Raw genomic sequence first — 22,160 nt, 5'->3', positions numbered from 1 at the left:
CCTCAGAGGTATTTCAGGCCAGGGACAAACCGAGTGGTGTAGAGGTCGCGGGGCCAGGCGGTTCCGATCAGGTCGAAGAATCCGCACGTCAGGTTGGCGGAATTCCCTTCGATAGCATCGCTTTGCACGGTCATTCGGTAGGGCCGCTCGCAGGGTGCCGAGGTGTCGCTTGCCATATACACGCGGTAGATAGCGACGACTCGAGTATCGGCGTCCAGAGCCTGGTCGGCCTTGTGCATGACCTCGCCCGTGGTGTTGTCGACCGCGAAAGCCAGCGCCTGGTTGCCTTTGCTGTTTTTATGCGGCAACGCGATACCAATGTTGGCTGCCAGGAAGGTCAGAACCCTCCCATCCTCTGTGCCGCAGATGCGGTCAGTGAAGCCATTGCATATCAGCACCGGAGCATCCCAGGCGGAGCACGTGATCTCCAGCGTGCGGACAAAGGCATCATTACCGCCGGATGCCACCGCTTCACGGTATGCCTGCTCAAGGATGGTCATGCCTTTGTCCACTCCCGGTTCACCGCCAGGTCGACGATGTTCATCATCAGCACCCACTCCGGCATCAGCTCTGCCCAACCAGGTTCAAGTAGCGGCCGCTCTCGAAGTTCACAGTTCGCCGTGTAGCGCCAGCTGCTTACCCCGACAAGCTCCGGCCCTGATGGTGTTTTGGTAAAGCGAACCTCCACCTTCTTCATCCCGCCTGGGATCTTCAGCGGGATCAGGAACCAGCCAGCCTTGGCAACCTGAGCGGCCCAGGCCTCAAACAGCAACGCCTGGCGCTCTGAGCAGATCCAGGCAAGCGGGACCATCGTAGGTACCGAGTCGAAGATGACCCTCTGCCTGGCCCGGCCGCTCTCCATCTCCGTGCGCGAGATGTTGTTGACCGGCTCGAATCCGTATCCATCCCGAAGCGCGCACGGCAAGCCCTTTGGATATTCGTTCATCGTCCAACCGCCTGTAGTCCATATTTCGACTCGATGGCCTGGGCCGGCGCACCGTCACTCAGAAGCTGGGAAACCCACACGTCGATGCTCCCGTCATCGTTTCGGCGCGACTGGCCAGCGCGCGATGCATCCTCGTAGAGGTTCACCACCGGCTGGCTTTGGCCTTGCTGTCCTTGGTTTGCTTGGATTCTGCTGAGGGTGCTGTCCAGCTTGGCGCTGGTCTCGGCGGTGGTAACCCGCTCACCCTTCTGCAGCAGCCAAGTACCTGTCTCCGGAACGGCATCAATACCGTCGTGCGCCATGCCTGCCAGGGCTGACGCCGCAACGCCCGCCACCATGGGAGCCGTGATGCCGGCTGCCGTAGCAGCAGCAGCCGGAGCCAGGAACGGGCCAACGATTGGAATAGCAGCCGTACTGGCAAACGCCGCCAGCTGCGCCTGGAACGAAGTGGCCTGGGCATTGGCGATCAAGGTTGTTGCCGCGCTTGCCTGAGTGGCCTTGCCGGCTACCAATTGAACCGCTTGGTAAACAAGCCACTGCGCCGCCATCTGGGCCAGGGCGTTGATGATGCTCTTCGCCATGGTCGCCGCTACGTTTACGAATGCATCGCCCAGGCTCTCCGACTCAAGGATCATCGAGGCAATCCCGTCGCCCACAGACCTGGTAAGCGTGTCCAGCGTGCTGGCCGTGAAGTCGGCCGCCTGCTGCTGGTAGTCCATCGCAGTGTCGCGATAGTTCTCCCAGGCTGAGGAAACCCCGTCCAGCCAATTGCTTTGCGCCTCATCCTGCTGCGCGTAGTAGTCCCGCTGGATTTCCATGCGCTCGGCCAGAGCCTCACGCAGCAGCTCGGTTTCCTGGCTGTAAAGCTCCTCGCTGATGTCGCCGCCGTTGTATTGCTTCTGCAGATCCGCCAGCTGCTTGTTGAATTCCTGCTGGATGGCCAAGTCGGCCTTCAGCCGCTCTTTCAGCTTGTCGCCACTCCCAGACCCGGCCAGCTCAATCTCAAAGCCCATCCTGGCAGTTTGGTTACCCTCGTCCAGAGTGGCGCCGAATGCCCGAGCCTTGGCTGTGTCTTCATTTGCCTGTTTCAGCTTTTGCAGGCGATCCAGTTCCTCGGCCAGCCCCTTGAGTCGCTCTTGCTGCTGAGCATTGATGCCCACCAGCTTTCCGGATTCAATCTCGAACTGGAGCTTGGCGACCTCAGTGGCCTTCTGACGGGCATCGGCACTGGTATTTATCAGGGCGATCTGCCGCTGGTAATCCGTGATTGCATCCTCGCCGCGCTTGCGCGTGGCAGATTCAGCGTTGGCCGCCGCCGTTGCGGCCCGCTTGGCCTCCTCCCCGCGCTTCTTATCTGCGTTCGCCGCGGCTTCACTGGCGTCTAGGGTCTTGGCCTTAGCGATGAGAAGTTCGCCTTCGCCCTCTTTCAGCCCGGTGATCAGCCCCGCTCCAATCCGCGCAGCCAGCTTGTCGGCGTTGGTCTTCTTGCCGGAAAGCAGGATTTGCTCATCGAGCGTTTTAGCCATGTCACGATAGGCTTTGGACTGCTCAACCACAGGCGCCGCGGCTAGGATCCCATTGAGAACATTGATCTGCTCGCCGAAGGCCTCGACTTTCTGTCGAGCGGTGTCGAGCTCGCCTTGGGCAGCGATCAGTGATTCGTTCCACTCCCGCTGCCTGGCATCGGTGGGATGTTCACGCAAGAGACGCTGGTACTGGTTAACTGCGGTCTCCGCATCGATGGCACGCAGCTGGGCATCCAAGAGGTCTTTATTGATCTCCTGCAGCGCGGCGGCGGCCTGGTTCTTGGTGAACCCTTCAAAAGACTGATTGAGCAGGTCTACCTTATTCGTCAAGGTCGATGCCGTCTCGTCGGCGTCGTCGCCGCTCAGCGCGAAGTAGGCAAGTGCACTGGCAGCGAGCAAGACGACACCAGTCGGGCCTCCCAGCAGGGCCATAGCAGCAGATGCGCCACGCGCAGCGACGCCAACACTGACGATGCCGGCGGCGGCACCCGGCGCAACGCCAGCCATTCTCGCGAGCGCCAGCTGATAACGAACGGCTTCAACTTGCCCGGCAGCAAACGCCAGGGACGTGCTGACCACGCTAGCGGCAAGTCGCGTGGCCAGAATAACGGCCAGTGCCGATGCCGCCTGGGCGGTCAGGTTGATTGCTGTCTTGGCCTCCGGAGAAGAGAGGACTGAGTTCAGCGCCTCGATAGCGTTTTTGGCCGTATCGAGGCTGCCCTCTCCGGTCAGCAGACCTGAAATTGTATTGCGCAAGCCATCAATGGCCCCGCCAAAGGTGTCACGCGCTGCTGCCGCTGCGCCGCTGTACGACTCTTCCAGCGAATCAAGAATGATTCCCTGAGCGCTCGCGACATCGCCCGTTGACTCGAACGACTCCGCGAGTTTCTTTTGCTCCTCAGTGAATCGAAAGCCTTGCTTGCTCAGCGAGGTCAGGCCCGCCGATGGAACGTCCAATGCCCGGCCAATCGTCTCAGCTGCCTGCTGCACCGTCATGCCGGTTCGAGCAGCCATATCGGCAGCAGCCTGCAGCGCTCGGGTGAACTGGTTGCCCACAACGCCCGTAAACGCCAGGAGCGCCGTCTGCGCCTGGTTGATATCACCACCGGAGAAGGTTGTGGCCTTCTCCATAGCATCTGCCATGTCGTTCAACTGGTCACGGTTGAAGCCCGCAGCTTCGCCTGTTGAGCGAAGCACAGCAGCCAGCTGTGCCTGCTCTTTCTCCGCAGCCTGCGTTTCAGCAATGAACGTGGTGAAAATAGCCCCGATCGAAAGGCCGGCCACCGCGCCAGCCACTACCTCGCCAAGCGCCTCCCAGGCCAGGGCCGCAACGTCAGCAGATTCTGCGATCGCCTTGCCCGACTTGCGGGCGGACGCCTCAGCCTTGTCCATGGGCCCAGTAAAGCCGCCGATCCTGGCGATGAGGTCAAGCGTGAGCGTTCCGAGAGTTGAAGCCATTGGCTACCCCAGCCTGTTCATGTTGTTGGAAGGAATCAGCCCCAGCTTGCGATCGCCTCTTCCAAGCTCAGCTCAGGTTCCGACTCATGCGGCATGAAGTCGTAAATCTTGTACTTGACCTTGTCTGAATGCGTGTTGGCGTAGAGGGTCGAGAGCAGCGCGAAGCCGCGCTCGATGCGCATGCCCCAATTGAGAGATCCGCGCTTGTTTCGATACGCCGCCCACCGCCTGAACTCAGGTAGGCTCACTCGCTCTCGGGACTCGGCGATGGTGCATCCGAGAGTGATGGCGAGTTCGTGCTCGAGCTCGTCGAATTCGGTGAGCTCTGGGTCTTTCCCGGGTTGTTGACCTCTCCGATCGCCGAGAGCAACGCTACGGTCAGATTCCCGTCCAGAGCCCCGCGCTCCGGATCAGCCTCGCCGGTGATATCGCCGATCTTGAAGATGGGCTGGCCTGCCTCGTCGCAGATGCAAGAGGCGATGCGACCAGCGACACCATCATGCTTGCCCGCTACGGCTATGAGATCGCTCACTGCGGACTGGTAGCCCAGCAGGCGCACGTACACAGTGGCAGTGAATTCCTTGTCGCCCTGCTTCCAAGTGATGGTCTTTTCGACAGGGGCGCCGGTGAAGGCGCCCACTTCCTTGAGGTTCTGAATGCTGAGTTTCATGGGCTGACCTTATGCAGTCTTGCGAATCCAGGCGGAGCCGCCCGAGCGCTGGATGGTTGCCGCGGTGGTTACAACGGCGTTGGCTGCGAAGTCGAACGGGAAGTCCGAAACGTATCCGTCGAACAGGAACCAGGTGCGCGTTGGGGGCAGAACAAAGTCGTCGCCATCGCCGAGCACCGCGGATGCCGCTGCGTCACTGCCACCGCCGCCGGTCAGCGCGATGGTAGGTGCCGAGGTGTAGCCGGAGCCTGGGTTGGTGATGTTGAAGCCAGTCACCTCGCCGCCCGAGATGATCGCGGTTGCAGCCGCTCCGGTACCGCCTCCGCCAGTGATAGCCACAGTTGGCGCGCTGGTATAGCCGCTACCGCCATCGTCCAGGCTGATAGCAGCCAGAGCGCCCGAAGTGCCCACAGTAGGGGCGATGCCCTTCCCGTCCGACCAGCCCACCACCCAGCGGATGCTTTCGATGGAGTCATCTTCAGAAAGCTGGTGTAGGCGAACGTGGGATGCGTTGCGCGGGTCGGCGTTGAGGCTGAGGGTGGCCTGGCCAGGGGTGCGCAGGCCGCGCATGTAGCTGCGCACGGTCTCGCTCAGGCAGGTGGTTTCGATCTGATCGGCCGGGTTGCCGCCAGGGCTGAAGGCGGTAGCGCACTCGATCTCCATTACTTCGAAGATCGAAGGGTTACCTGCGCTCGGCACCAGGGCGTAGATCTGGGTACCTTGGGACAGAATCGACATGGCATTCTCCAAATGTCGGGCAAAAGAAAACCCGCACTTGGCGGGCTCGGGTCCGGGTGAGCTGGGTCAACGTGGAACTATCCAGCCCACATCGAAGCTGGTTCGAAAATTCTTGGTGCTAGGGTCGATGGTTTCACTACCCCAGCGGGTTACGTAGGCCTGCAATTCAATCGCATCCCGGATCGCATCGCGCACCCGGCGAGCCGAAGCGCTGGTCGTTCCATAGACATCTACCTGCAGCGTATAGCCATCGATATCAGGCCTACCGGCCAGGTAGTTCTCAGGGCTTCCATTGACCAGCTGCCATACGGCGTACGGCTTCACCACCCCCTCCGGTGCAAGGCCAAATGGGTACATGCGTAGGTTCACGCCGCTGCCGAGCAGTGCGGTAACAGCTGGGTCCCCTGCGCATACTTTCTCAATGGGTGGCGTCATAATCTGGCAGCCTTCTTCGCGGCTCGTCGGATCGCGCGGTCGACGGCCTTCTCGTATTCAGAGACGAAGGTGTTGGTCGCATCGCTGATGTTGTCGGCCAGTGCCGGCCGCATGAATGGCACCGCCGCCATTTTCTCAGTGCCGAACTCAATCAGACGCCAGTGCGGGGTCGGCGAATTCGGGCTGAGGTCTCCACCGTCCTGCAGAACGGCGCCATGGAGAACGCCGATGCGGAAACCGAGATCTCCGGACGCGCGAAACAGCCGGCCGTTCCAGCGCAGGGCAATGTTGTCGGAGATCGAGCGTCCGGTGCCTTTGTCATCGATCCGCTCGGCACCTTCCTTTGCCTTTGCCGCAATCCCCTGAGCGGCCTTGCGCAGGGCAGAGCGCCCTCCCTTGCGCTTGACATCATCGTTCACGGTGGCCAGCTTTCCCAGCAGGCTGTCCAAGCCTATGAGGCTGAACTTGACGGTTTCAGCCATCCTTCACCCCCTTCTCGACCAAAATCGTCAGGTAGTCGAGGCCGGATTTGGCGTCAGCGAGCGGCGGGCCGACAATGCTGTACGCCTCACCCCGGTAGATGATGCGCATGGTCGGAACTACCCCAGGCCGGTACCGGATGACCATCCGGCCCGTGGCCTGGGCCTGGCCGGCCTGAGCCGCGATGAAGTCCCTGGCCGACAGGTCTTCGACACTGGCCGGGCACTTCTCCCAGCGCGTGACCCATTCCGGCTCGCCGAACTCGAGCGTCTCCGGGTCACGCACCGGCTTCAGCTCTTGAATGTCGATGCGGTGCCGCAGCCTGCCGGCCTGCATCACACACCCATCCGGATGCGGTACGGCATCAGCAGGTGCTGGGACGCCAGCGGCAGCTCGACAGCTGTAGTCCCGGTAACCACTTCTTCACGATTGGCGAATAGGTGGCCCAGCTTCAGCAGGCAAGCCGACTGGATTGAAGGGTTGAGCACCATCCCGTAGGCGATGGCGTCGGCCTGGTCATACGCATCGGCCAGAGCCTGGCGGGCATGATCGAGCAGTCGACAGCGCAGCGTGTAGTCCTGCTCGGCATCAGCTGCGGCGACCGCGGCGGTGTTCGCCTCCTTGGCTTGCTGCAGGGCGGCCGACACGCCGGCGCGGGCTTCGTCGAGCGTCACCTGGTCCAGGTAGAAGCGGCGGTTGAGGAACTGCATGGCCGCCTCCTCCGCCGCATCGAGCTGCGCCTGGACCAGCACCTGGTCTTCAGGCTCGGCCAGCAGATGGTGCATGGCCAGGTCGATGGCGATCACGGACATGGTCAGTCAGCCTTTTTCTTGGCGTTTGCCTTGGGCTTAGTCTCGGTGGTCGCCGATGCCGAAGTGGTTGCAGCCGCCGAAGCGTCACCCTGGGTCAGGTCGACCAGCGCCTCATCGCTGCCCTCATCCTTCTGGGCGTACCCCTTCTGAATCAGCTCGCGGCCGTGCTGCTCATCGGTGATGAACGGGCTACCTTCGACCAGGGTTTTCCCGCCCAGGTAGAGTGGTTTCAAGGTCTTCATCTTCATGACAGCCTCCAGTGGGCCGCCGCGTGGGCGGCCCGTTCAGGTCAAGGGGTGGTCGGAGCGGTGAAATTGCCGTAGATGAAGGCCTCCGGACGCTTAACCGCCAGCGCCACGCGCTCTTCGCAACGGATCGAGATCATGTTCTTTTCGAAGTCGTCGGCGTTCTCGGTCGAGATCACCACGTTGGCGTCCTCGCGGTCGAACAGCTGAGCGCCCGTCTGGAAAGCGCCGGTCAGGAACTTGCCCTGGAAAGCGGCGATCTCGGTGGCAACGACCGGCAGGCCCCACAGCAGTGGACCGGTCAGGCCCAGCGGGTTGGCCAGGATGTAGCGGCCCAGGGTGTCCTTGGTCAGCTCGATCTTCGCCCAGTCGATGAAGTGCAGGACGTGACCCGAGGCCGGCAGGCGCGCCAGCTGGGCCTGCAGCATGGCCAGGCGCAGGTCATCGATACCGGATTGCTGGTCGACTTCGAACGCCGCCGCGAATGCGGTGGCCTGGGGCACGATGCCGTGCAAATGCACGCCGGTGCCATCACCGAACAGAATTTCCTGCTCCTCGGCGTACTTCAGGCCGTAGCGCATCTCGGTGTCGATGGTGGACTGCAGTTGCGCGAAGTCGTCCAAGATCTGCTTGGACGCCTTGAACATGTGAGCGATGGTGCTCACCGGGGTGATCTTGGTAGCAAACTGGATATCGCTATACGGCTTCGCGGTGTTCTCAGCCACGACGCGGGCCGCGTTGGTGAAGCCGGTCTGCTGAACCCAGAAGATCGCGGGAGAGGTGGTACGGCCTGGGGCAATCAGGTCGCGGATGAACAGGCGCTGCTTCGGCTCGGCATCGATTCCTGGCAGGCGCTGTGGTTCGACCACGCCCTCGGCAACGCCGGAGCTGATCAGGGCGGCCTGCACTGGCACGCTAACGCGGCGGTTGCCTTCGATACTGGCTGCGAACTGCTTCAGCGCTTCGCTCTTGATCACGACGCCGCCAACGGAGTCGCGTGGTGTTGCAGAGCTGTTGCCAGGGTTGCGCACCAACTCTTGCTCCATTTCACCCAGGCGAGCCTTCAACTGCTTCTCGGCTTCGGTGAGCGAGTTGAACTTGGTGGCCAGCTCATCGACGGTTGCCTTGGTCTCGCTCGACAAGGAGCCGGCTTTCTTGGCTTCGGCCAGGGCATTCTCAGCCTGCTTGCTGAATTCGTCGGTCGCCTTCTTCAATTCGGCGGATACGTTTTTCAGCAGATCTGCGGTGGATTCGCTCATGGTTTTGCTCCGGTTTGGATAGCTGCTGCCGAGAACCGCGCAAGTGCGGCTTGTAGGTCGGCGATGGGGTTGGCCAGGTCGGCCGGTGTTTCGGCAGCGTTCTGCTTGCCGGAGCTGGTAGCGCCAGGCGTACCAGCTTTGAGGTCTTGAATCAGTGCGCGCCGATCCGTGCGCGACATGCCCTGCTTGGCGAGGATCACATCCAGACGCCGGGCGGCGACTTGGTGAGGCGCGGACGCTTGTGGGTCTTCCTGAATGGCATCCGAGGCAAGCAGACTGTCAGCGAAGCCAGCCTCGATCGCGGCACTACCGCCCATCCAGGTCTCTACGTCCATCAGCTTGCGCATCGCCTCCGGCTTATCGCCGGTGCGAACCGAATAGATATCTGCCAGGGTTCCGTCGATTTGCTCGAGGAAGTCGGCCACTTCGCGGATCTCGTTGCGATCGCCTGCGGCCATGGTCCAGCTGTTGTGAATCATCAGGAAGCCGGCCCGGGCGACCTGGATTTCATCGGCGGCCATGGCGATGAAGGATGCGGCCGACGCAGCAAGGCCCAGCACCTGGACGGTCACCTTGCCCTTGTGCTCGCGCAGCAGGTTGTAGATGGCCAGGCCTTCGAAGACATCGCCGCCAGGGCTGTTGATCTTCACGGTCACGTCATTGTCGCCAATGGAGCGCAGCGCGGCGCTGATCCGCTTGGCCGTTACACCTTCGCCAGTCCACCAGTCGAAGCCAATCGGGTCGTACATGGTGATGGTGTTGTCGTCGGTCGCTGCGGCTTTGATCGACGGGTTCCAGCGCTCCAGCGCCATCGGCATGAGATCACAGTGGATCTGCGCGCGCGGGCGTGCCGCCGGAGCCTCCGGAATGGTCTTCAGTGTCATGAGTTACTCCAGGGTCAGGCTGCTTTGAGCAGTGGCAGTGAGATCAGGGCATGGGCCATCACTGGGCCGTCAGGGTTTCCAGATTCCAGCGCCTTGGACGCCAGATCGAATGCATCACTGATCGCCCCCTTGTCACCGCTCTGGTTGGCGCCGGCGATGCGTAACATGAAGGCAGTGGCCGCCGGCGACACGCCAGCTGACTGCTTGCCCAACTGGTCGAGCGGTACAAGCGCCGATTGCACGGTGAAGGTATCGCCACCAGGGATCGGTGCCAGGTTTTCGAGACGGCGCACTTCGTTTCGGCTCATCCAGCCATTTTGCAGGGCCGTGTTGTACCAAGCGCCGCGACCTGCGCTGTCAGCGCGCAGCAGACCCTCTACGGCGAACTCAGCAAAGAACTCATCGGCATCAACCTCACCGATAAGGCAGCGGGTGATTTCCTGCTCGATGTTCACGAGCAAGGGACGCAGGCTGTTGGTCAGGAAGTGCAGGTTCTGCGCCTCAACCGAACTGGCCCAACTGGACTGTTTGTCCATGTGCCCTACCATGAACGGCGGCACGCGGAACCATCGGCAGATTTCTTCAACGTTGAACGACCGCGACTCCAGCATCTGGGCTGCCTCAGGGTTCATCGTGATGCCCTGGTACTTCATGCCGGCCTCGGCCACCATGATCTTGCCGGCGTTCTTGGAGCCCATGAAGGCGCCAAGGCTGGCCCTCAACTGTTCACGTTGCTCTGGCTTCAGGAGCGTGTCGCTGCTCAAGATGCCGGAGGCCTGCATGCCTTGGGCAAAAACCTTCGCAGCGGCCTCCTCCGCCGACATGGCCGAGCCGAAAATGTCACGACCCGTGGTCACGGGGAGCATGCCGCACACACCATCCAGGCCGAACCCACGGATGTGCATCAGGCTCTTTTCGGGGATGTCTCGGTCCGTACCGTTTTCAACGTAGGTGTACTTGAGCCTGCCGTTGTCCTGCCGCTTCACCTTCATGCACTGAGGCAGCAGCGGCACCAGTGCGACCAGGCGATTGCCGATGAACTTCTTCTCGACAAAGGCATTGCCTCGGAGGCAGATGCTCGCCACCACCAGCAGCATGAAGCGTTGCGGGGTCATTTCGCTGTTTGGCACCCGGCAAAGAAGCCGGAACAGGGGGTGATCCTTGGCGGTTTCACGTGACCCATCAGGCATGCGGCGGTACAGCTTCAAGGGCAAGGTAGAGACCGACTCCGACAGCAGCCGAACGCAGGCCCATACGGTGGACAGCTGCAGCGCCTTGTCTACCGTGACATGCTGGCCGCTCGCCGAGGTGCCAAACCATTCCTGCCAGAAAGCGCCATCCTTCAAGCTGATGGGCACGCCCAGCCAGTCCAGCACAGCAGACTTGATCCGCCCTGGTTTCTTTTCGCGTGCCATTACAGTCCCACCATAATCGGGTTTTCGAAGAAGCCGCTTGCGTCCGGTTCGCCAGCGTTCGCCAGCACTCGCCCGATGGCCATGATCAGCGCGACTGCGCCATCTATCTTGTTGTCGTCGCCCTGCTTGATCGGACGCACCACGTCGTCGTTGCCAGGCAGGAACTTGCCGATCACGTTGCCGATACACCAGGTCATGATCGGGTTCCCGTCATGGTGGAACCTGCCAGCGGTAATAGCCGCTTCCAGCTCCTTCATGGCGTCCGACATGTTGGTGTAGTTCTGCGTGATGGTGATCGGGTTGAACCCCTCGTCGTCGAGGTCGTGGCTCAGGCCCGTCGCGCCGTGCGGGTCAATAGGCGACTCGCGTAGCGGTGCCTGGTAATTGGCTTCCTTGGTGTCTTCGAGGATTTCGCGGTAATCAATCTCAGCGCCATCAGTAACATCCAGGTGCTTGGAGTTGACCCATGCCTGGAACCGCTCCGACATGCGCTTGTTGTCGGTATTGAATGCCGTGTCGTAAGGCACCCAGAACTTAGGGCCGACACTGTAATAGTGGGTCTTGCCATCGATGATCCGCCAGAACAGCCGTGCCCGCGAGTTCATGTCTAGCTTGCGAGCAAGGTCGAAGCCAGCGATCCACTCCTGCCCCTCGAATTGTTCCAAGGTCAGAGTCGTGTCTTCACAGGCCTTCCAGTTCTCCATGTTGAAGAAGCCGGATTTGGCGCTCACCCATAGGTTCAGGTGCTTCGTCTTGAACGTGTTGGTGAAACGAGCAGAACGAATCGCCCGCGCCTGCTGGCTTTCCAGGTACTCCTGAAACACCGAGATCCCATGGTTGGGGTTGGCCTTGGCCAGCATCTTTGGGTCGGTCCAGTCGTCACCTTCATCAAGCGTCCAGATGTACCCGAACAGCTCGTCATCAGGAACCGTGCCCTCGAGCATCTCGATTACCTGGCGACGCTTGTCGTAGCAAGGCCCCTCAATGTCCGCGCCCGCGGTGGTGATGATGAACATCAGCGGCTGCCGGCGGGCCCCCATGCCGGTGAGCATCGTGTCGTATTGAGCAGAAGTCCGGTGTTCATGGTATTCGTCAACGATGGCGCAACTTGGCGAAGCGCCGTCCCCCGGGTCGCCGATCAGCGGTTCAAAGCGGCTGAAATCCGACGGGATGTTCATGTTGGAGGCGTTGACCTCGATCCCCGCCGCCTGGATCAGCATGGGCGATTTGCTGACCATCAGCTTTGCCGGGCGGAATACCTCCCAGGCTTGCTTCTCGGTGGTAGCACCCGAGTAGACCTCAGCGCCGAACTCGCCATCGGCTACGAACATGCTGATGCCGACGCCTGCCGCGATGACGGATTTTCCGTTCTTGCGCGGCACCTCCCAGTAGCTCTCCCGGAACCGGCGATGGCCGCCCTTCTTCCGGACCCAGCCAAATGTGACCGCCATGCCGAACAACTGCCAAGGCTCCAGGGTGATCAACTGTCGCTTGAAGGCCCACTCCCCCTTGGTGTGGGGCAGCAGCTGGATCAGCTTCAACTTCTTCTCAGCCTTGGCCGGATCGAACTTGAAGCGGAACCCCCGCTTGCGGCTTGCGGCTAGATCATCAAAGTGACGCTGGATCGCCAGATGTATGAATCGGCAGGCAGGCACCTTCCCGCGAAGCACGGACCTTCCCCACGCCATCGCCTTTTCGACGTTGGTGTAGGAGGTCTTGGCCATCAGGAGCTCAGTAATTGTGCAAATTCGTTGGTGGCTTTTTCTTTGTTGCCACCGATGAGCCGGGTTCGGCTAGACGGATCAAGGCCCAGCAGCGAACCGAAGGTCACCATCTGGCGCATCGTTTCGTTGGCTGCCGTCAGCGCGGGATTCTTCACAGGTCCGCCCGTTGCGCCGGCCACCACTATGCCGTGCTCTTTGATCGACTCCTGGGCCATGCGCCAGTTGTCATAGGCGGTGCAGAAAGCTTCGACGTTGTGAAGATCGGTGAGCGCTACGACGTTCTCACGAAGCAGCTCCGGCAGAATCATCTTCCACATCACCGCCGCCCGCTCGCTCAGCCACTCCGGCGGATCGACATCGGTGATCTTGGAGAACTCCGGCTCAGCGTGATTCAGTGCTCGCTTGCCGGGGTTGCCGGCGAGCTTTTTCTTGGCCGTCGGCTTAGGTTTGCGACCACGGCCGGCGACCGTGGCGGTGCCTCCCATCGCGCAACTCCTGAATTTTTAATTTCGCGGGTGTAAAAAAACGACTGAGGGCGCGGTGTCCGAGCGAAAAGGCCCGAACTTTTACCCTTCCCCCGCTCTTTATATGGGATTTATTCTCATTTAACCCATTTTCGATCATTTTTTGATCGATTTCGACTCTCGCTGTGTCTTGGCCTTATGGCAGTCGCGGTTGATCGCCCGAAGGTTGTCGTCATCGTCAGTGCCGCCGTGGGCAAGGGCCAGGATGTGGTCCACCTCATGAGCCTCGCGGATTCTTCCCAGACCGGTGCAGTCGTCACACCGGCAGAGGTATTGGTCGCGCTTTAAGATCCGCTCCCGGATGCGTCGCCATGGCCGACCACCACGGCCTGATCCCTTGCGTGTTGCCCAGGCCTTGGCCTGCTCGGCAGCCAGGTCGGCGTGGCCATCGCAGTAGCCGTTGGCGTTGCGGTGCAGTGAGCGGCAGCCTTGAGCTCGGCACGGTCGTTGTGGCCTCAGCGGCATGGTGCGCCACTCAAGTAGGTCTTGGGCGTTGCATCAGGATCAGCCTCATCCTCATCAGCCAGGGCTTCGATCAGTGCCAGGTTCTGGCCGGCGATCGTCTCCAGCAGGCTGGTCTGCTTCTGCTGCTGCTCCAGGATCTGCTGGAGCAAAGAGATTGCTTGCTCGTTCACGTGCCACCTTCATCCACTTGTTGATCCATTCGCGCCGGGCGGCGCATCCGCTGCAGGACATCACTCACCCTGCAGGCGAACGTAGTCGCCGTCGCAGTTGAACTCGACGACCAGGCGCGTCACCTGACCCGCCTCTTGGATCAGCTGGACCTTGGTCTGCCCTGCCAGCACCTCGCCACTGAAAGCGTCGTGGAGGCACACATGCATGCCCTCGCGCTTCACGATCAGCGGGCGCGACGACAACAGATACTTGAGGCGGGATTGCTCGGCGCTCTTCATCAATCAACCCTCACGATCTTGGCGACATTCCCCTTTGCCCGGCACACCAAGATGGCGGCCAGCAGGTAGAACGCAGTGTTGAACCAGGAGGCATCAGCGAACTCGTCATGCATCACCATGCGGCCAACGAGGCTGACGCACTGCATACCCGTCACAGCGCAGGCCGCCCACGCCATCAGCGATATGCCCAGCTTGTAGCGGGCATCTGGATACGGCCGGTAGCGCAGACCGATCATCACGAAGATGACTGCGCACAGTGCGGCCTGGATAACGGCAACCATTCAACCCTCCTTCCTGGCTCGCAGGCGGAAGACCCATTGCAACCAGGTCGGCATGCGGCCGGTCTGCATCCACTCCAGCAAGCCGGAGAATGTCACCACACAGAGAACACCGCAGACAAAGGCGCTGAAGCCTGCGGTCTGGGTCCAGGCACGTCCCATCAGCTCAGCAGCCCCGAAGTAGCCACCGATCCAACCAGCCAGAAGGTAGCCGACGCGCCGCCAGGTGCTGATGTCCTTGGCGAAAACCACATAGAAGAAAGCCCCGCCGAATGCGCCGACCAATGCAGCGAGATCCAGCTGGGGGAATGCAGCACCCAGGCCGACGCTGGCAAGTACGCCGGTCACTGCAAGGGCGCCGGTACTTGGCTCGGCCATAAGCACTGCTCCATAAAAAAGCCCGCAGAGTTTGCGGGCGAAGTATTCATCTGATCCCCACTCGCGAGTGATCAGTTAAACGAGGCGTTAGCTGATAAAGGTGGCCCCTTCAAACCCACCGTGTCCTAGCGGGGCCCATGACTTAACCACAATCCCCATTGATAGCCAGGACCTGGAGATTTCCTGGAGCTTCTCTTTAACTTCAAGAATCTCTTTCGGGTTGAGGTCGTCCACCTGGCTAAGCCACGTGTAACTCGAATCGCCATTCAACAGTGCGGCAAGCCTTTCGCCGTCTTCGATGGTGGGAACCAAAAACTCGATACCAGGTGAGCTGCCGCGGACGTCATCTAGAGTGGTGACCCGATAGATCGGCGCGCCATCTGAAAGAGTTCGACCTACCACGAACCAATCCGAAATCACCCTAAAGGTAACGTACAACTGTGCCGGATCTTCCAATGTCTGTGGTCTTGAAACAATCACGATAGGCGTGAAGCCTTCAATGGCGAGTGCCGATTTGAGTTGACGGCGAATGGCATCAAGCTGCGGATCTGACAATCCGACACTGAACACAGGAAGCGTTGCCTCGAAAGCCGTTAAATCGCGGGACGACCTCATAAGGTCGAGTACAACGGAAGCAAGTTTATCGGCTTCGTCATTTAAAGCTTGGTTCATCGAACATTCCTCTTTAGAAAACCAGAAGATTGCTCGAACAATAGCCAGAATGCAAAAAGCCCGACACAATGGCCGGGCTTTTTCGATCACTCCTCAACACGCGCAGGAATGACAGGATGGGGATAATTTCGCTCAGTCGCTCACTGATGTCAACAGGCAATCATGCAGCCTCTTTCATCAGCAGGCCTTCGGCTTCCAATATCACGCGCACCTCTGCCAACGCGTCGTCGATCATCCCGTCTAGCTTCTCGTTGATTTCCAGCCTCCAGCGTCGGCGCGTCGACTCCGGCGTAGCATCGAGATCCCAGGTGTTCATGTCATAGAAGCTGTCCGGCAGGATGATCAACCCCTCCTCGAGCGCTTCGATGCGCTTCTTCTCGGCCTGGCCAGCAGCAACCGCAGCGTTCACGGTGGCCTCCCGGCGCCAGGCTGATGCATCTAGGGCGATATCTACCGAAACAGATTTCGGCACCTTTCGACGGGCTCCCTTGAGCTTCGGGACGGCCCAAGCGGTGACAGCCTTGTAAACGAACAGCGCGGGCGCCGGGCTCGCGATCAGAGGCCGGACCAGCGTGATCGCCTGGATCTTCTTCGCTTTGCTCGTACTGTACTTGGCGACCAGTGCATCCCAGTGTCTGGGCTTAAGCATGTGGTGAAGGCGCGCCGACAGCCAGTAATCCACCTGGGTGCGATCAATGCCGCCAGATCGGCCGCCCAAGGACGCCAGGCAACCACCTTCATCCTCCGCTGATTTGTACAGCTTCTGCCAGGCCTGGGCCTTCGCTGATCCTTTTTCGCCGGCCGCCAGAGCGGCAACTACTGCACCCGATACGCTGCTGTAAACCATGGTCCTTCCCCCTTCAATCGCCGGTGTAGTTGGTGCCGCCGGCGCCGCGCCGGTTGCTTCCCTGATATGTCGCCCCAGGCCCGGATGCCTGGGGGCTCTTCAACTGCTCGATCTGCCGTGTCGCGGCCTGCAGCCTCATGCTGAGCTGGGTCACCAGTTCATCCAGGGCCAAGGCCTCGCCAGTTGCAGCCGCGACAAAGCCCGAGGCGTTGCAGTGGTCGCATGGCAGTTCGTGAAACACGCCCTGAGTGACCGCTCTCCCACGGCACAAAGGGCACTTGTCCAGCTCGATCACGGCCTTCTTGAAAGCTGGGCCGTGCCTCTTCATCAACCGACCACCTTGAAGCCTTGGCCACGCAACGACTTTTCGGCCACCTCGTGCGCCCACTGCCCATCAGGGTCACCGATGATCAGCTCGAAAGGGTTCTTGACACACATCGACTTGCGAGAGGCTTCCCATCCCTTCTGGAACGACTCCCAATCAGCCTGGGCCATTGGGTCGATGTAGTTGTTGCCCTTTGGAGGCGCACGGCGATGATCGCGGGCATTGGTGCGCTCGAACTCGGCGCGGATTGTGTCGATATTCGTCATTTCGAATCCTCGCTTATGGTTGATTCCTGAATCACGCCGCAGGCCCCGTGCTGCTTGGCCTCCAGGCAATTACCCGAAATTGCGTTTCTACCCTCCTTCAACCCGTGAATACGGCCGAAGCCCTTGCTGTCTAGAAACGCATGCCACTGCTCCAGGGCGGCGCGCTTGAGTTCCTCGGCAGTGGTCTGGATGTAGGCCTGGACGTTGTGGCCCATGGCGTGGTTGATCAGCAGCTCACCGATCAGGAAGTCGATACCCTGGTCGGCCCAGCAGGTCCTGGCCAGCTTGCGCAGATCGTGGCTGGTCCATTGGCCCTGGCCCAGACGGGTGAACACTTCCGACGCCTGCTTCTCGCTCAGGCACTTGCCGCTCTTGCCCGGGAACAGGTATTGGCCGGTGTAGCCTTGGGCACGCTGGGTCTCGCGGTACCAGGTCAGCAGCGCGCACACCTGCTCGGTCAGCGGCAGCGAGTGCTCGACACGGGTCTTGGTATTCTCAGCCGGCAGGTGCCAGTTGCGGATCGACAGGGCGATGTGTGGCCACTGTGCCTGGCGGGTCTCGCCCAGGCGGTTGCCATGGCACAGCATCAGCAGGGCCAGCATGGCGTCGGCAGGCTCGTCGGTGATCACCTCGGCCAACTGGCTCAGCAGGCCCTCGATCTGTACCCCGCGCAAGCGCCCCGGCCTGGCCTTGATCTTGGCCTTGGTGAAGTCGCTGAACTTGATCCCGGCCATTGGATTGCGGGCCACCAGGCCCAGCGCGCTAGCTTTGCGGAAAGCGTCGATCAGCAGGCCGAACACCAGGCGCACATACTCGAGCGAGAGGTGCTCCTGCATCGGCCAGACAAGCTGGTTGTCCAGAGTGCTGTGGTTCACGTCAACCAGGGCCAGGCCACCAATACGCGGTAGCAAGTGGCAGGCAATGGCCGACTTGGCCGTGGCGCGCCGGCTCTTCGACAGGTTGCGGGTGCGCTCGACGCGATCGGCATACCACTCCAGCAGTTCGCCAACCCTCTGCCACCCCGAAACGGCGGCCTTGCCTTCGGCCTGCAGGCGCTGGCGAACCTCCGGCAGCGAAGCCAGCACCACCTTGGCCGATTGGTCGGGGTACGTGCCGATTTTGTTCCACTGCTTGCTCACGACCAGGTACCACGTAGCGCGTGGGCGATCCTCGGTGAAGCGCAGATACAGCCCCGGGTGTCGAGGGTCGCGCAGCAGCACGACATCCAGGTCATCCGCGCGGCGGCGCAGCTCGGCGTCGGAAAGCGCAACCACGACCGTCATGCCGCCACCGTCGCGGGCAGCAACAGGTAGGCGCGGATAGCCTCGACGGCGTCGATGTTGCCCCGGCACACGATCGCCAGGTAGCCCTGACCGCCCAGCGCCTGCAAGTAGGCGTCCTGGCTGGGCGAGACCGGTGCATCGAACGGCGGCATGGCCTTGAACTCGATGTACAGGCCGAAGTAGCCGCCCCGCGCCATCGGGAGCACCAGGTCGGGGACGCCGGCCTTCACGCCCTGCCCTTTCAGCTTGGCCGCCACTGCCTTGACCCGGTGCCCGCCATTCGGGACGTGGTAGATCAGTTTGTAGGCCTGCGGGTAGCGCAGCTGGAGTTCCCGCATTAGCGCGGCTTGCTCCTGCCCTTCCCTGTCGACGGGCTTGGCGCGAGCCGGCTTGGCCTTGAATGGGCGAAGGGCGGGAGCGTTCATGCGACCAGCACCCCCTCGTTGATCAGAAGCGCCTGAGTGCGCATCACGCCCTCGGCATGGTACTGGCGGGCGGTCTCGCGATCCAGGGACTTGCTGCGGCCGTCGCAGGCGTCATGGCAGGCGCTGCAGCACCAGGCACCTTGCATATCGTGCGGCTTCTTGCCTACGCCGCAGGTGCCAGCCAGGCGGTAGTGCGCGAGCACGGTGGTTTCAGGGTTGCCATTGCACACGCCTGGGATGCGCACCTGGCACTCCCGGCCGCGCGCGGCCTTGGTCAACTTGGTTTGCCGCATGGTCAGGACTCCGTGCCGCGGTGAGAATCCCACTCGAAGGGCACCACAACACCGCCGCCCTCGCGCAAGCGGTCGTAGCACCGCTCACCCATGGCGTGGCGCAGCTGACTGGCCTGCAGGTTGGAAATCACCACTGTGGGGCGCATCTGCTCGTAGCGCCCGTTGATGATCGAAAACAGCGTGGTCAACTCGAACTCGCTGGGCTGCTCCTTGCTGACGCCTACTTCGTCGAGCACCAACAGCGACGGCTCGATCAGGCTGGCCAAGATGTCGGCCTCGGACTGCTCGCTTTGGCGGTCGTAGGTGGACCGGATCGCCTGCAGCACCGAGCCCACGGTGCGGTACACAGCGGTTGCGGTCGTGGTGAGCATCAGCTCGTTGGCCATGGCCGCGCCCAGGTGGGTTTTGCCGGTACCGACCTTGCCAAGCAGCATCAGGCAGCGACCGGTGCGCTCGATTTCCTCGAAGGCCGCCACGTAGCGCGTGCAGAACGCCAGGGCTCTGCGCTGACCTTCGTGCTCGGCTCGGTAGTTGGCCAGGGTGCGGTCAGCAAAGCGCTTCGGGATCAGCGCCGAGCCCAGCTTGCGGGCCATGTGCTCGCGCTTCTGGCGAGTCTCGTCTGCCTGCCGCTTGGCTTCGCGCTCGGCAGTGGCCGCCTTCTCGCATTCAGGGCAGCGGCCAACAATCTCACGGCCCATCAGCTGGGTGACTCGCTGTTCGAAGTCGCCGTGATGCTCACAGTGGGCAGGCTGGACGCGGAAGCCCGCGGCGTTTCGCACGTCGGACATGGTGATCACCGATTCAGATCGCATAGGTACCGTCCTCGCGCTCGGTCAGGCCGCCGGTGTAATCGCGGTCACTGAAACCGTGGTGGCGGCTGTTGGGGTTGGCCTGGGCAGGCAGTTGGGCGCCGATACGCTTGGTCACCCAGTCCACCTCGAACCCGCGCCATCCGTTCTCAACGGCGATCTCCAGGGCTTTGGCGGGCTGGATGCCGAATGCCTTGCACTTCTCCAGCTTGGCGTTCAGGGCGGACCAGATACGGGCAGTCACAGGGGCTTTGGCTGCCTTCCGGACAGTCAGGTAGTCAGCGATCAGCGACTCATCCAAGCCGTGGGGATTGTCGGCCAGCATGGCGGCCTTCCCGAAGGGCGCCTTCCGATCAGCCTTCGCCCGCGGCCCGTCCGCTTCGCTGGGGGGGCATGTATTTTCTTCCGAAGGAAGAAATACATAGGGGGTTAGATTCTTAGAATAAAGAAGGGAGTCGGCGGTTTTGGTCTGTTTCGACTCTTCGCCGATTCGGACCACTTGAGCCGAGTCGGCTGTTTTGGTCTGTTTCGGCTCAATGACGTAGACCCAGTCTTTCGGGTCGTTCACGCCGATGTCGCCACGGGCGCCACCCTCGCGGAACAACACGCGACGGCGCAGCAGACTGGAGACTGCCTTAGAGACCGAGTCAGGGTGAGCGTTGATGGCCTTCGCGATGTCGGTAGCTGGGATGCGCTGGGCGCCCGCCCCGAAGTTGATTGTGGCCTTGGCCACGTACAGCACAATCTTTATCTCCCGGGCCGGGAGATCGATAGCCAGCAGGCCATCCATGAGCTGGTTGTCCATCCGGGTGAACCCCCTGGACTTGTCAAGTGGGACGATGTTTGTCATGCTTCATCTCGATCTAAAGCTGTAGAGAAAGCCGCCCTGCCAGGCGGTTTTTTTTCGCCCGAAAATCCGTTACTGGATGGATTCGCAGGTGTTTTGGACATCTACTGGCTCAAGGCCAGCCCTGTCAGACTTAACGCATTCCTCCACGGATGGCTTCGTATCCGCCATGAGTTGGCCGCCCGAAAGGATCTGAAGTTGGTACTGGCGAGAGATCGGTACGACCTCCCCCCACATCGTCACTGCGCTGGGCTGAATCCCCAGCGCGTCGGCAAGCTTCTTCTTGCTGCCGAAATGGTTTGCGGCGTCACGCGTCTTCATTGCGCTTCCTCGATGGTGCGTCCGTGAATTTCAGCATGCTGAAGGAACATAGTCAACGACGCCTTTCAGCGAACTGCATACTTAAATTCAGTTAACTTAAACTCTGCGCATGGAAAGACACGAGCGAATAGCCAAGGCCATTGCGGTCAGTGGCAAGAAGAAAGGCGAAATTGCGGCCGCATGCGGCGTTGCAAACTCTGCCGTCACCCAATGGATTTCAGGCGAAAGCAAAAGCCTCCGCCCTGAGAATCTTTACGCCCTGGCTAAAGCAACTGGCTTCCGCGCTGAATGGCTTGCCATCGGCGAGGGGCCAGAGATCGAAGAGAGTAACGTCGAGACCATCCCGCAGCCCAAGATGTCGTTCCGCTACCCGGTGATCAGCTGGGTCGCGGCGGGGGCCTGGTCCGAAGCCGTTGAGCCCTTCCCGCCAGGTTTCTCGGATCGCTATGAGGTGTCCGATTACGACTCAAAAGGCGTTGCTTTCTGGCTGGAGGTCAAAGGTGACTCCATGACTGCGCCTGTAGGCACCAGCATCACCGAAGGCATGATGATCCTCGTGGACACTGAGGCGGACGTCATATCAGGGAAGCTCGTGGTCGCCAAGCTTGCCGACAGCAATGAAGCCACGTTCAAAAAACTGGTAGAGGACGGAGGGCGGCGATTCCTGAAGCCACTCAACCCGGCATATCCGGTAGAGATGTGCGCGGATGGTTGTCGCATCGTCGGGGTCGTCGTTCGGGCAATGATGAAGCTTTGACCATTCCAGCTACCGAAGCCCGGCCATGAGCCGGGTTTTTTTCGCCTGGAACAAAACTGATATGCGCCTTTTCTTTACAGGTTCCGGCGAATGGAACGGCTAGGGCCTTGCAAAAATCCTACGACAAAGGATAACTGTACGCATATACAGTACAAGGAGTTTATGCATGCTTCCTCTCGCCTTCACCCAATCGCCGTCTCGCTCGTACGAGCGCCTTGGATATCGAATTCAACAGGCCGTTTCGTCACCTCATGTTCAGAAGCGACAGATGATTGAGCTCACCCCCTCACCAGACGAGTGCATGGCGGATTGGGCCAGGATCCTCAATGACCTGGAGGAGACTACAGGCATCCGGGTCGACCGGCTGGACTCGGGGGTGATCCGCATCGCTTGGCGAGATTTCAGTGAGAACTGAGTAAATCGGCCCACCCAAGGTGGGCTTTTTTTCGCCTGTAAATTTCAGATTGCTGAAAATATTTATTCAGCATGCTTGACCTATGGATTTCAGATTGCTTAAATTTGCTCATCGCCGCGCTGAACCGGCGGGCAGCTCAGGCAGCCACCGCTCTTTACACAACTCGACACCCGTCACCCTCAGCGGCACATGAGGGCAGCAGCTGCCTCACGCA

The 22,160-nt window shown here is 60.9% G+C and carries 33 protein-coding genes; 2 read left to right on the top strand and 31 right to left on the bottom strand.

Annotated features, from left to right (window positions below; all coding sequences use genetic code 11):
* Window positions 1–2: 2 nt before the first annotated feature.
* From IAE37_RS26405 to IAE37_RS26255, 31 genes are all read right to left on the bottom strand, one after another.
* Complete coding sequence (locus IAE37_RS26405; RefSeq protein ID WP_201178391.1) at window positions 3–500, bottom strand: DUF1833 family protein; 498 nt, start codon at window positions 498–500, stop codon at window positions 3–5.
* On the bottom strand, window positions 497–946 hold the full coding sequence (locus IAE37_RS26400; protein ID WP_201178390.1) for a hypothetical protein: 450 nt from the start codon (window positions 944–946) through the stop codon (window positions 497–499). Before IAE37_RS26400 ends, IAE37_RS26405 begins: the two co-directional genes overlap by 4 nt.
* Window positions 943–3,930 (bottom strand): phage tail tape measure protein, encoded by a 2,988-nt coding sequence (locus tag IAE37_RS26395; protein ID WP_201178389.1) that lies wholly within the window; start codon window positions 3,928–3,930, stop codon window positions 943–945. Before IAE37_RS26395 ends, IAE37_RS26400 begins: the two co-directional genes overlap by 4 nt.
* A 35-nt stretch (window positions 3,931–3,965) precedes the next feature.
* On the bottom strand, window positions 3,966–4,178 hold the full coding sequence (locus IAE37_RS26390) for a phage tail assembly protein T (RefSeq protein ID WP_201178388.1): 213 nt from the start codon (window positions 4,176–4,178) through the stop codon (window positions 3,966–3,968).
* Window positions 4,175–4,600 (bottom strand): phage tail assembly chaperone family protein, TAC, encoded by a 426-nt coding sequence (locus IAE37_RS26385; RefSeq protein WP_201178387.1) that lies wholly within the window; start codon window positions 4,598–4,600, stop codon window positions 4,175–4,177. Before IAE37_RS26385 ends, IAE37_RS26390 begins: the two co-directional genes overlap by 4 nt.
* Window positions 4,601–4,609: 9 nt before the next feature.
* Window positions 4,610–5,338, bottom strand: coding sequence for a phage tail tube protein (locus IAE37_RS29305; RefSeq protein WP_201178386.1), 729 nt, complete (start codon window positions 5,336–5,338; stop codon window positions 4,610–4,612).
* A 66-nt stretch (window positions 5,339–5,404) separates the two neighbouring features.
* Window positions 5,405–5,773 carry a DUF3168 domain-containing protein gene (locus IAE37_RS26375; protein WP_201178385.1) on the bottom strand — a complete coding sequence of 123 codons (369 nt, stop codon included), beginning with the start codon at window positions 5,771–5,773 and terminating at the stop codon, window positions 5,405–5,407.
* Window positions 5,770–6,255 carry an HK97-gp10 family putative phage morphogenesis protein gene (locus IAE37_RS26370; protein WP_201178384.1) on the bottom strand — a complete coding sequence of 162 codons (486 nt, stop codon included), beginning with the start codon at window positions 6,253–6,255 and terminating at the stop codon, window positions 5,770–5,772. The genes IAE37_RS26375 and IAE37_RS26370 overlap by 4 nt, the downstream gene beginning before the upstream one ends.
* Complete coding sequence (locus IAE37_RS26365; RefSeq protein ID WP_201178401.1) at window positions 6,248–6,589, bottom strand: phage head closure protein; 342 nt, start codon at window positions 6,587–6,589, stop codon at window positions 6,248–6,250. Before IAE37_RS26365 ends, IAE37_RS26370 begins: the two co-directional genes overlap by 8 nt.
* A complete protein-coding gene (locus IAE37_RS26360) occupies window positions 6,589–7,065 on the bottom strand; it encodes a head-tail connector protein (RefSeq protein WP_201178383.1) in 477 nt (158 codons plus the stop codon). The genes IAE37_RS26365 and IAE37_RS26360 overlap by 1 nt, the downstream gene beginning before the upstream one ends.
* Before the next feature lie 2 nt (window positions 7,066–7,067).
* Window positions 7,068–7,313, bottom strand: a complete 246-nt coding sequence (locus IAE37_RS26355; RefSeq protein WP_201178382.1) for a hypothetical protein — start codon at window positions 7,311–7,313, stop codon at window positions 7,068–7,070.
* Between the two features lie 41 nt (window positions 7,314–7,354).
* Window positions 7,355–8,569 (bottom strand): phage major capsid protein, encoded by a 1,215-nt coding sequence (locus tag IAE37_RS26350; protein WP_201178381.1) that lies wholly within the window; start codon window positions 8,567–8,569, stop codon window positions 7,355–7,357.
* Window positions 8,566–9,453, bottom strand: coding sequence for a head maturation protease, ClpP-related (locus IAE37_RS26345; RefSeq protein WP_201178380.1), 888 nt, complete (start codon window positions 9,451–9,453; stop codon window positions 8,566–8,568). Before IAE37_RS26345 ends, IAE37_RS26350 begins: the two co-directional genes overlap by 4 nt.
* A gap of 14 nt (window positions 9,454–9,467) precedes the next feature.
* Window positions 9,468–10,868 (bottom strand): phage portal protein, encoded by a 1,401-nt coding sequence (locus IAE37_RS26340; RefSeq protein ID WP_201178379.1) that lies wholly within the window; start codon window positions 10,866–10,868, stop codon window positions 9,468–9,470.
* Window positions 10,868–12,592, bottom strand: coding sequence for a terminase large subunit (locus IAE37_RS26335; RefSeq protein WP_201178378.1), 1,725 nt, complete (start codon window positions 12,590–12,592; stop codon window positions 10,868–10,870). The genes IAE37_RS26340 and IAE37_RS26335 overlap by 1 nt, the downstream gene beginning before the upstream one ends.
* Window positions 12,592–13,077, bottom strand: a complete 486-nt coding sequence (locus tag IAE37_RS26330) for a phage terminase small subunit P27 family (protein WP_201178377.1) — start codon at window positions 13,075–13,077, stop codon at window positions 12,592–12,594. Before IAE37_RS26330 ends, IAE37_RS26335 begins: the two co-directional genes overlap by 1 nt.
* A gap of 135 nt (window positions 13,078–13,212) precedes the next feature.
* Window positions 13,213–13,581, bottom strand: coding sequence for an HNH endonuclease (locus tag IAE37_RS26325; protein WP_201178376.1), 369 nt, complete (start codon window positions 13,579–13,581; stop codon window positions 13,213–13,215).
* On the bottom strand, window positions 13,572–13,751 hold the full coding sequence (locus tag IAE37_RS26320) for a YebO family protein (protein ID WP_201178375.1): 180 nt from the start codon (window positions 13,749–13,751) through the stop codon (window positions 13,572–13,574). Before IAE37_RS26320 ends, IAE37_RS26325 begins: the two co-directional genes overlap by 10 nt.
* A 60-nt stretch (window positions 13,752–13,811) precedes the next feature.
* The gene (locus tag IAE37_RS26315) at window positions 13,812–14,030 is read right to left on the bottom strand and encodes a hypothetical protein (protein ID WP_201178374.1); all 219 of its coding nucleotides are present in this window, start codon (window positions 14,028–14,030) and stop codon (window positions 13,812–13,814) included.
* The gene (locus IAE37_RS26310; protein ID WP_201178373.1) at window positions 14,030–14,311 is read right to left on the bottom strand and encodes a phage holin family protein; all 282 of its coding nucleotides are present in this window, start codon (window positions 14,309–14,311) and stop codon (window positions 14,030–14,032) included. Before IAE37_RS26310 ends, IAE37_RS26315 begins: the two co-directional genes overlap by 1 nt.
* Window positions 14,312–14,686, bottom strand: coding sequence for a putative holin (locus IAE37_RS26305; RefSeq protein WP_085273440.1), 375 nt, complete (start codon window positions 14,684–14,686; stop codon window positions 14,312–14,314). It lies immediately after the preceding gene.
* A gap of 87 nt (window positions 14,687–14,773) precedes the next feature.
* Window positions 14,774–15,358: a hypothetical protein gene (locus IAE37_RS26300; protein WP_201178372.1), complete on the bottom strand. Its 585-nt coding sequence runs from the start codon at window positions 15,356–15,358 to the stop codon at window positions 14,774–14,776.
* 160 nt (window positions 15,359–15,518) lie between these two features.
* Window positions 15,519–16,205 (bottom strand): hypothetical protein, encoded by a 687-nt coding sequence (locus tag IAE37_RS26295; protein WP_201178371.1) that lies wholly within the window; start codon window positions 16,203–16,205, stop codon window positions 15,519–15,521.
* Between the two features lie 13 nt (window positions 16,206–16,218).
* A complete protein-coding gene (locus tag IAE37_RS26290; protein ID WP_201178370.1) occupies window positions 16,219–16,536 on the bottom strand; it encodes a hypothetical protein in 318 nt (105 codons plus the stop codon).
* Complete coding sequence (locus IAE37_RS26285) at window positions 16,533–16,796, bottom strand: hypothetical protein (protein ID WP_201178369.1); 264 nt, start codon at window positions 16,794–16,796, stop codon at window positions 16,533–16,535. The genes IAE37_RS26290 and IAE37_RS26285 overlap by 4 nt, the downstream gene beginning before the upstream one ends.
* Window positions 16,793–18,079: a tyrosine-type recombinase/integrase gene (locus IAE37_RS26280; protein WP_201178368.1), complete on the bottom strand. Its 1,287-nt coding sequence runs from the start codon at window positions 18,077–18,079 to the stop codon at window positions 16,793–16,795. Before IAE37_RS26280 ends, IAE37_RS26285 begins: the two co-directional genes overlap by 4 nt.
* Window positions 18,076–18,504 (bottom strand): VRR-NUC domain-containing protein, encoded by a 429-nt coding sequence (locus IAE37_RS26275; protein WP_201178367.1) that lies wholly within the window; start codon window positions 18,502–18,504, stop codon window positions 18,076–18,078. The genes IAE37_RS26280 and IAE37_RS26275 overlap by 4 nt, the downstream gene beginning before the upstream one ends.
* Window positions 18,501–18,797: a DUF1364 domain-containing protein gene (locus IAE37_RS26270; RefSeq protein ID WP_201178366.1), complete on the bottom strand. Its 297-nt coding sequence runs from the start codon at window positions 18,795–18,797 to the stop codon at window positions 18,501–18,503. The genes IAE37_RS26275 and IAE37_RS26270 overlap by 4 nt, the downstream gene beginning before the upstream one ends.
* A gap of 2 nt (window positions 18,798–18,799) precedes the next feature.
* A complete protein-coding gene (locus IAE37_RS26265; RefSeq protein WP_201178365.1) occupies window positions 18,800–19,609 on the bottom strand; it encodes an ATP-binding protein in 810 nt (269 codons plus the stop codon).
* The gene (locus IAE37_RS26260; protein ID WP_201178364.1) at window positions 19,599–20,456 is read right to left on the bottom strand and encodes a replication protein; all 858 of its coding nucleotides are present in this window, start codon (window positions 20,454–20,456) and stop codon (window positions 19,599–19,601) included. The genes IAE37_RS26265 and IAE37_RS26260 overlap by 11 nt, the downstream gene beginning before the upstream one ends.
* A 69-nt stretch (window positions 20,457–20,525) precedes the next feature.
* Window positions 20,526–20,774 (bottom strand): Cro/CI family transcriptional regulator, encoded by a 249-nt coding sequence (locus IAE37_RS26255; RefSeq protein ID WP_201178363.1) that lies wholly within the window; start codon window positions 20,772–20,774, stop codon window positions 20,526–20,528.
* A 109-nt stretch (window positions 20,775–20,883) separates the two neighbouring features.
* On the opposite strand from IAE37_RS26255, the gene IAE37_RS26250 reads away from it, so the two are divergent.
* Complete coding sequence (locus IAE37_RS26250; protein ID WP_201178362.1) at window positions 20,884–21,531, top strand: LexA family protein; 648 nt, start codon at window positions 20,884–20,886, stop codon at window positions 21,529–21,531.
* Window positions 21,532–21,697: 166 nt separating this feature from the next.
* On the top strand, window positions 21,698–21,946 hold the full coding sequence (locus IAE37_RS26245; RefSeq protein ID WP_201178361.1) for a DUF1654 domain-containing protein: 249 nt from the start codon (window positions 21,698–21,700) through the stop codon (window positions 21,944–21,946).
* Window positions 21,947–22,160 lie beyond the last annotated feature (214 nt).

The sequence above is a fragment of the Pseudomonas sp. S31 genome, assembly GCF_016648105.1.
Classification (GTDB): Bacteria; Pseudomonadota; Gammaproteobacteria; order Pseudomonadales; family Pseudomonadaceae; genus Aquipseudomonas.
The sequence above is the reverse complement of the archived record's forward strand: the minus strand, read 5'-3'. Positions and strand labels throughout refer to the sequence as shown.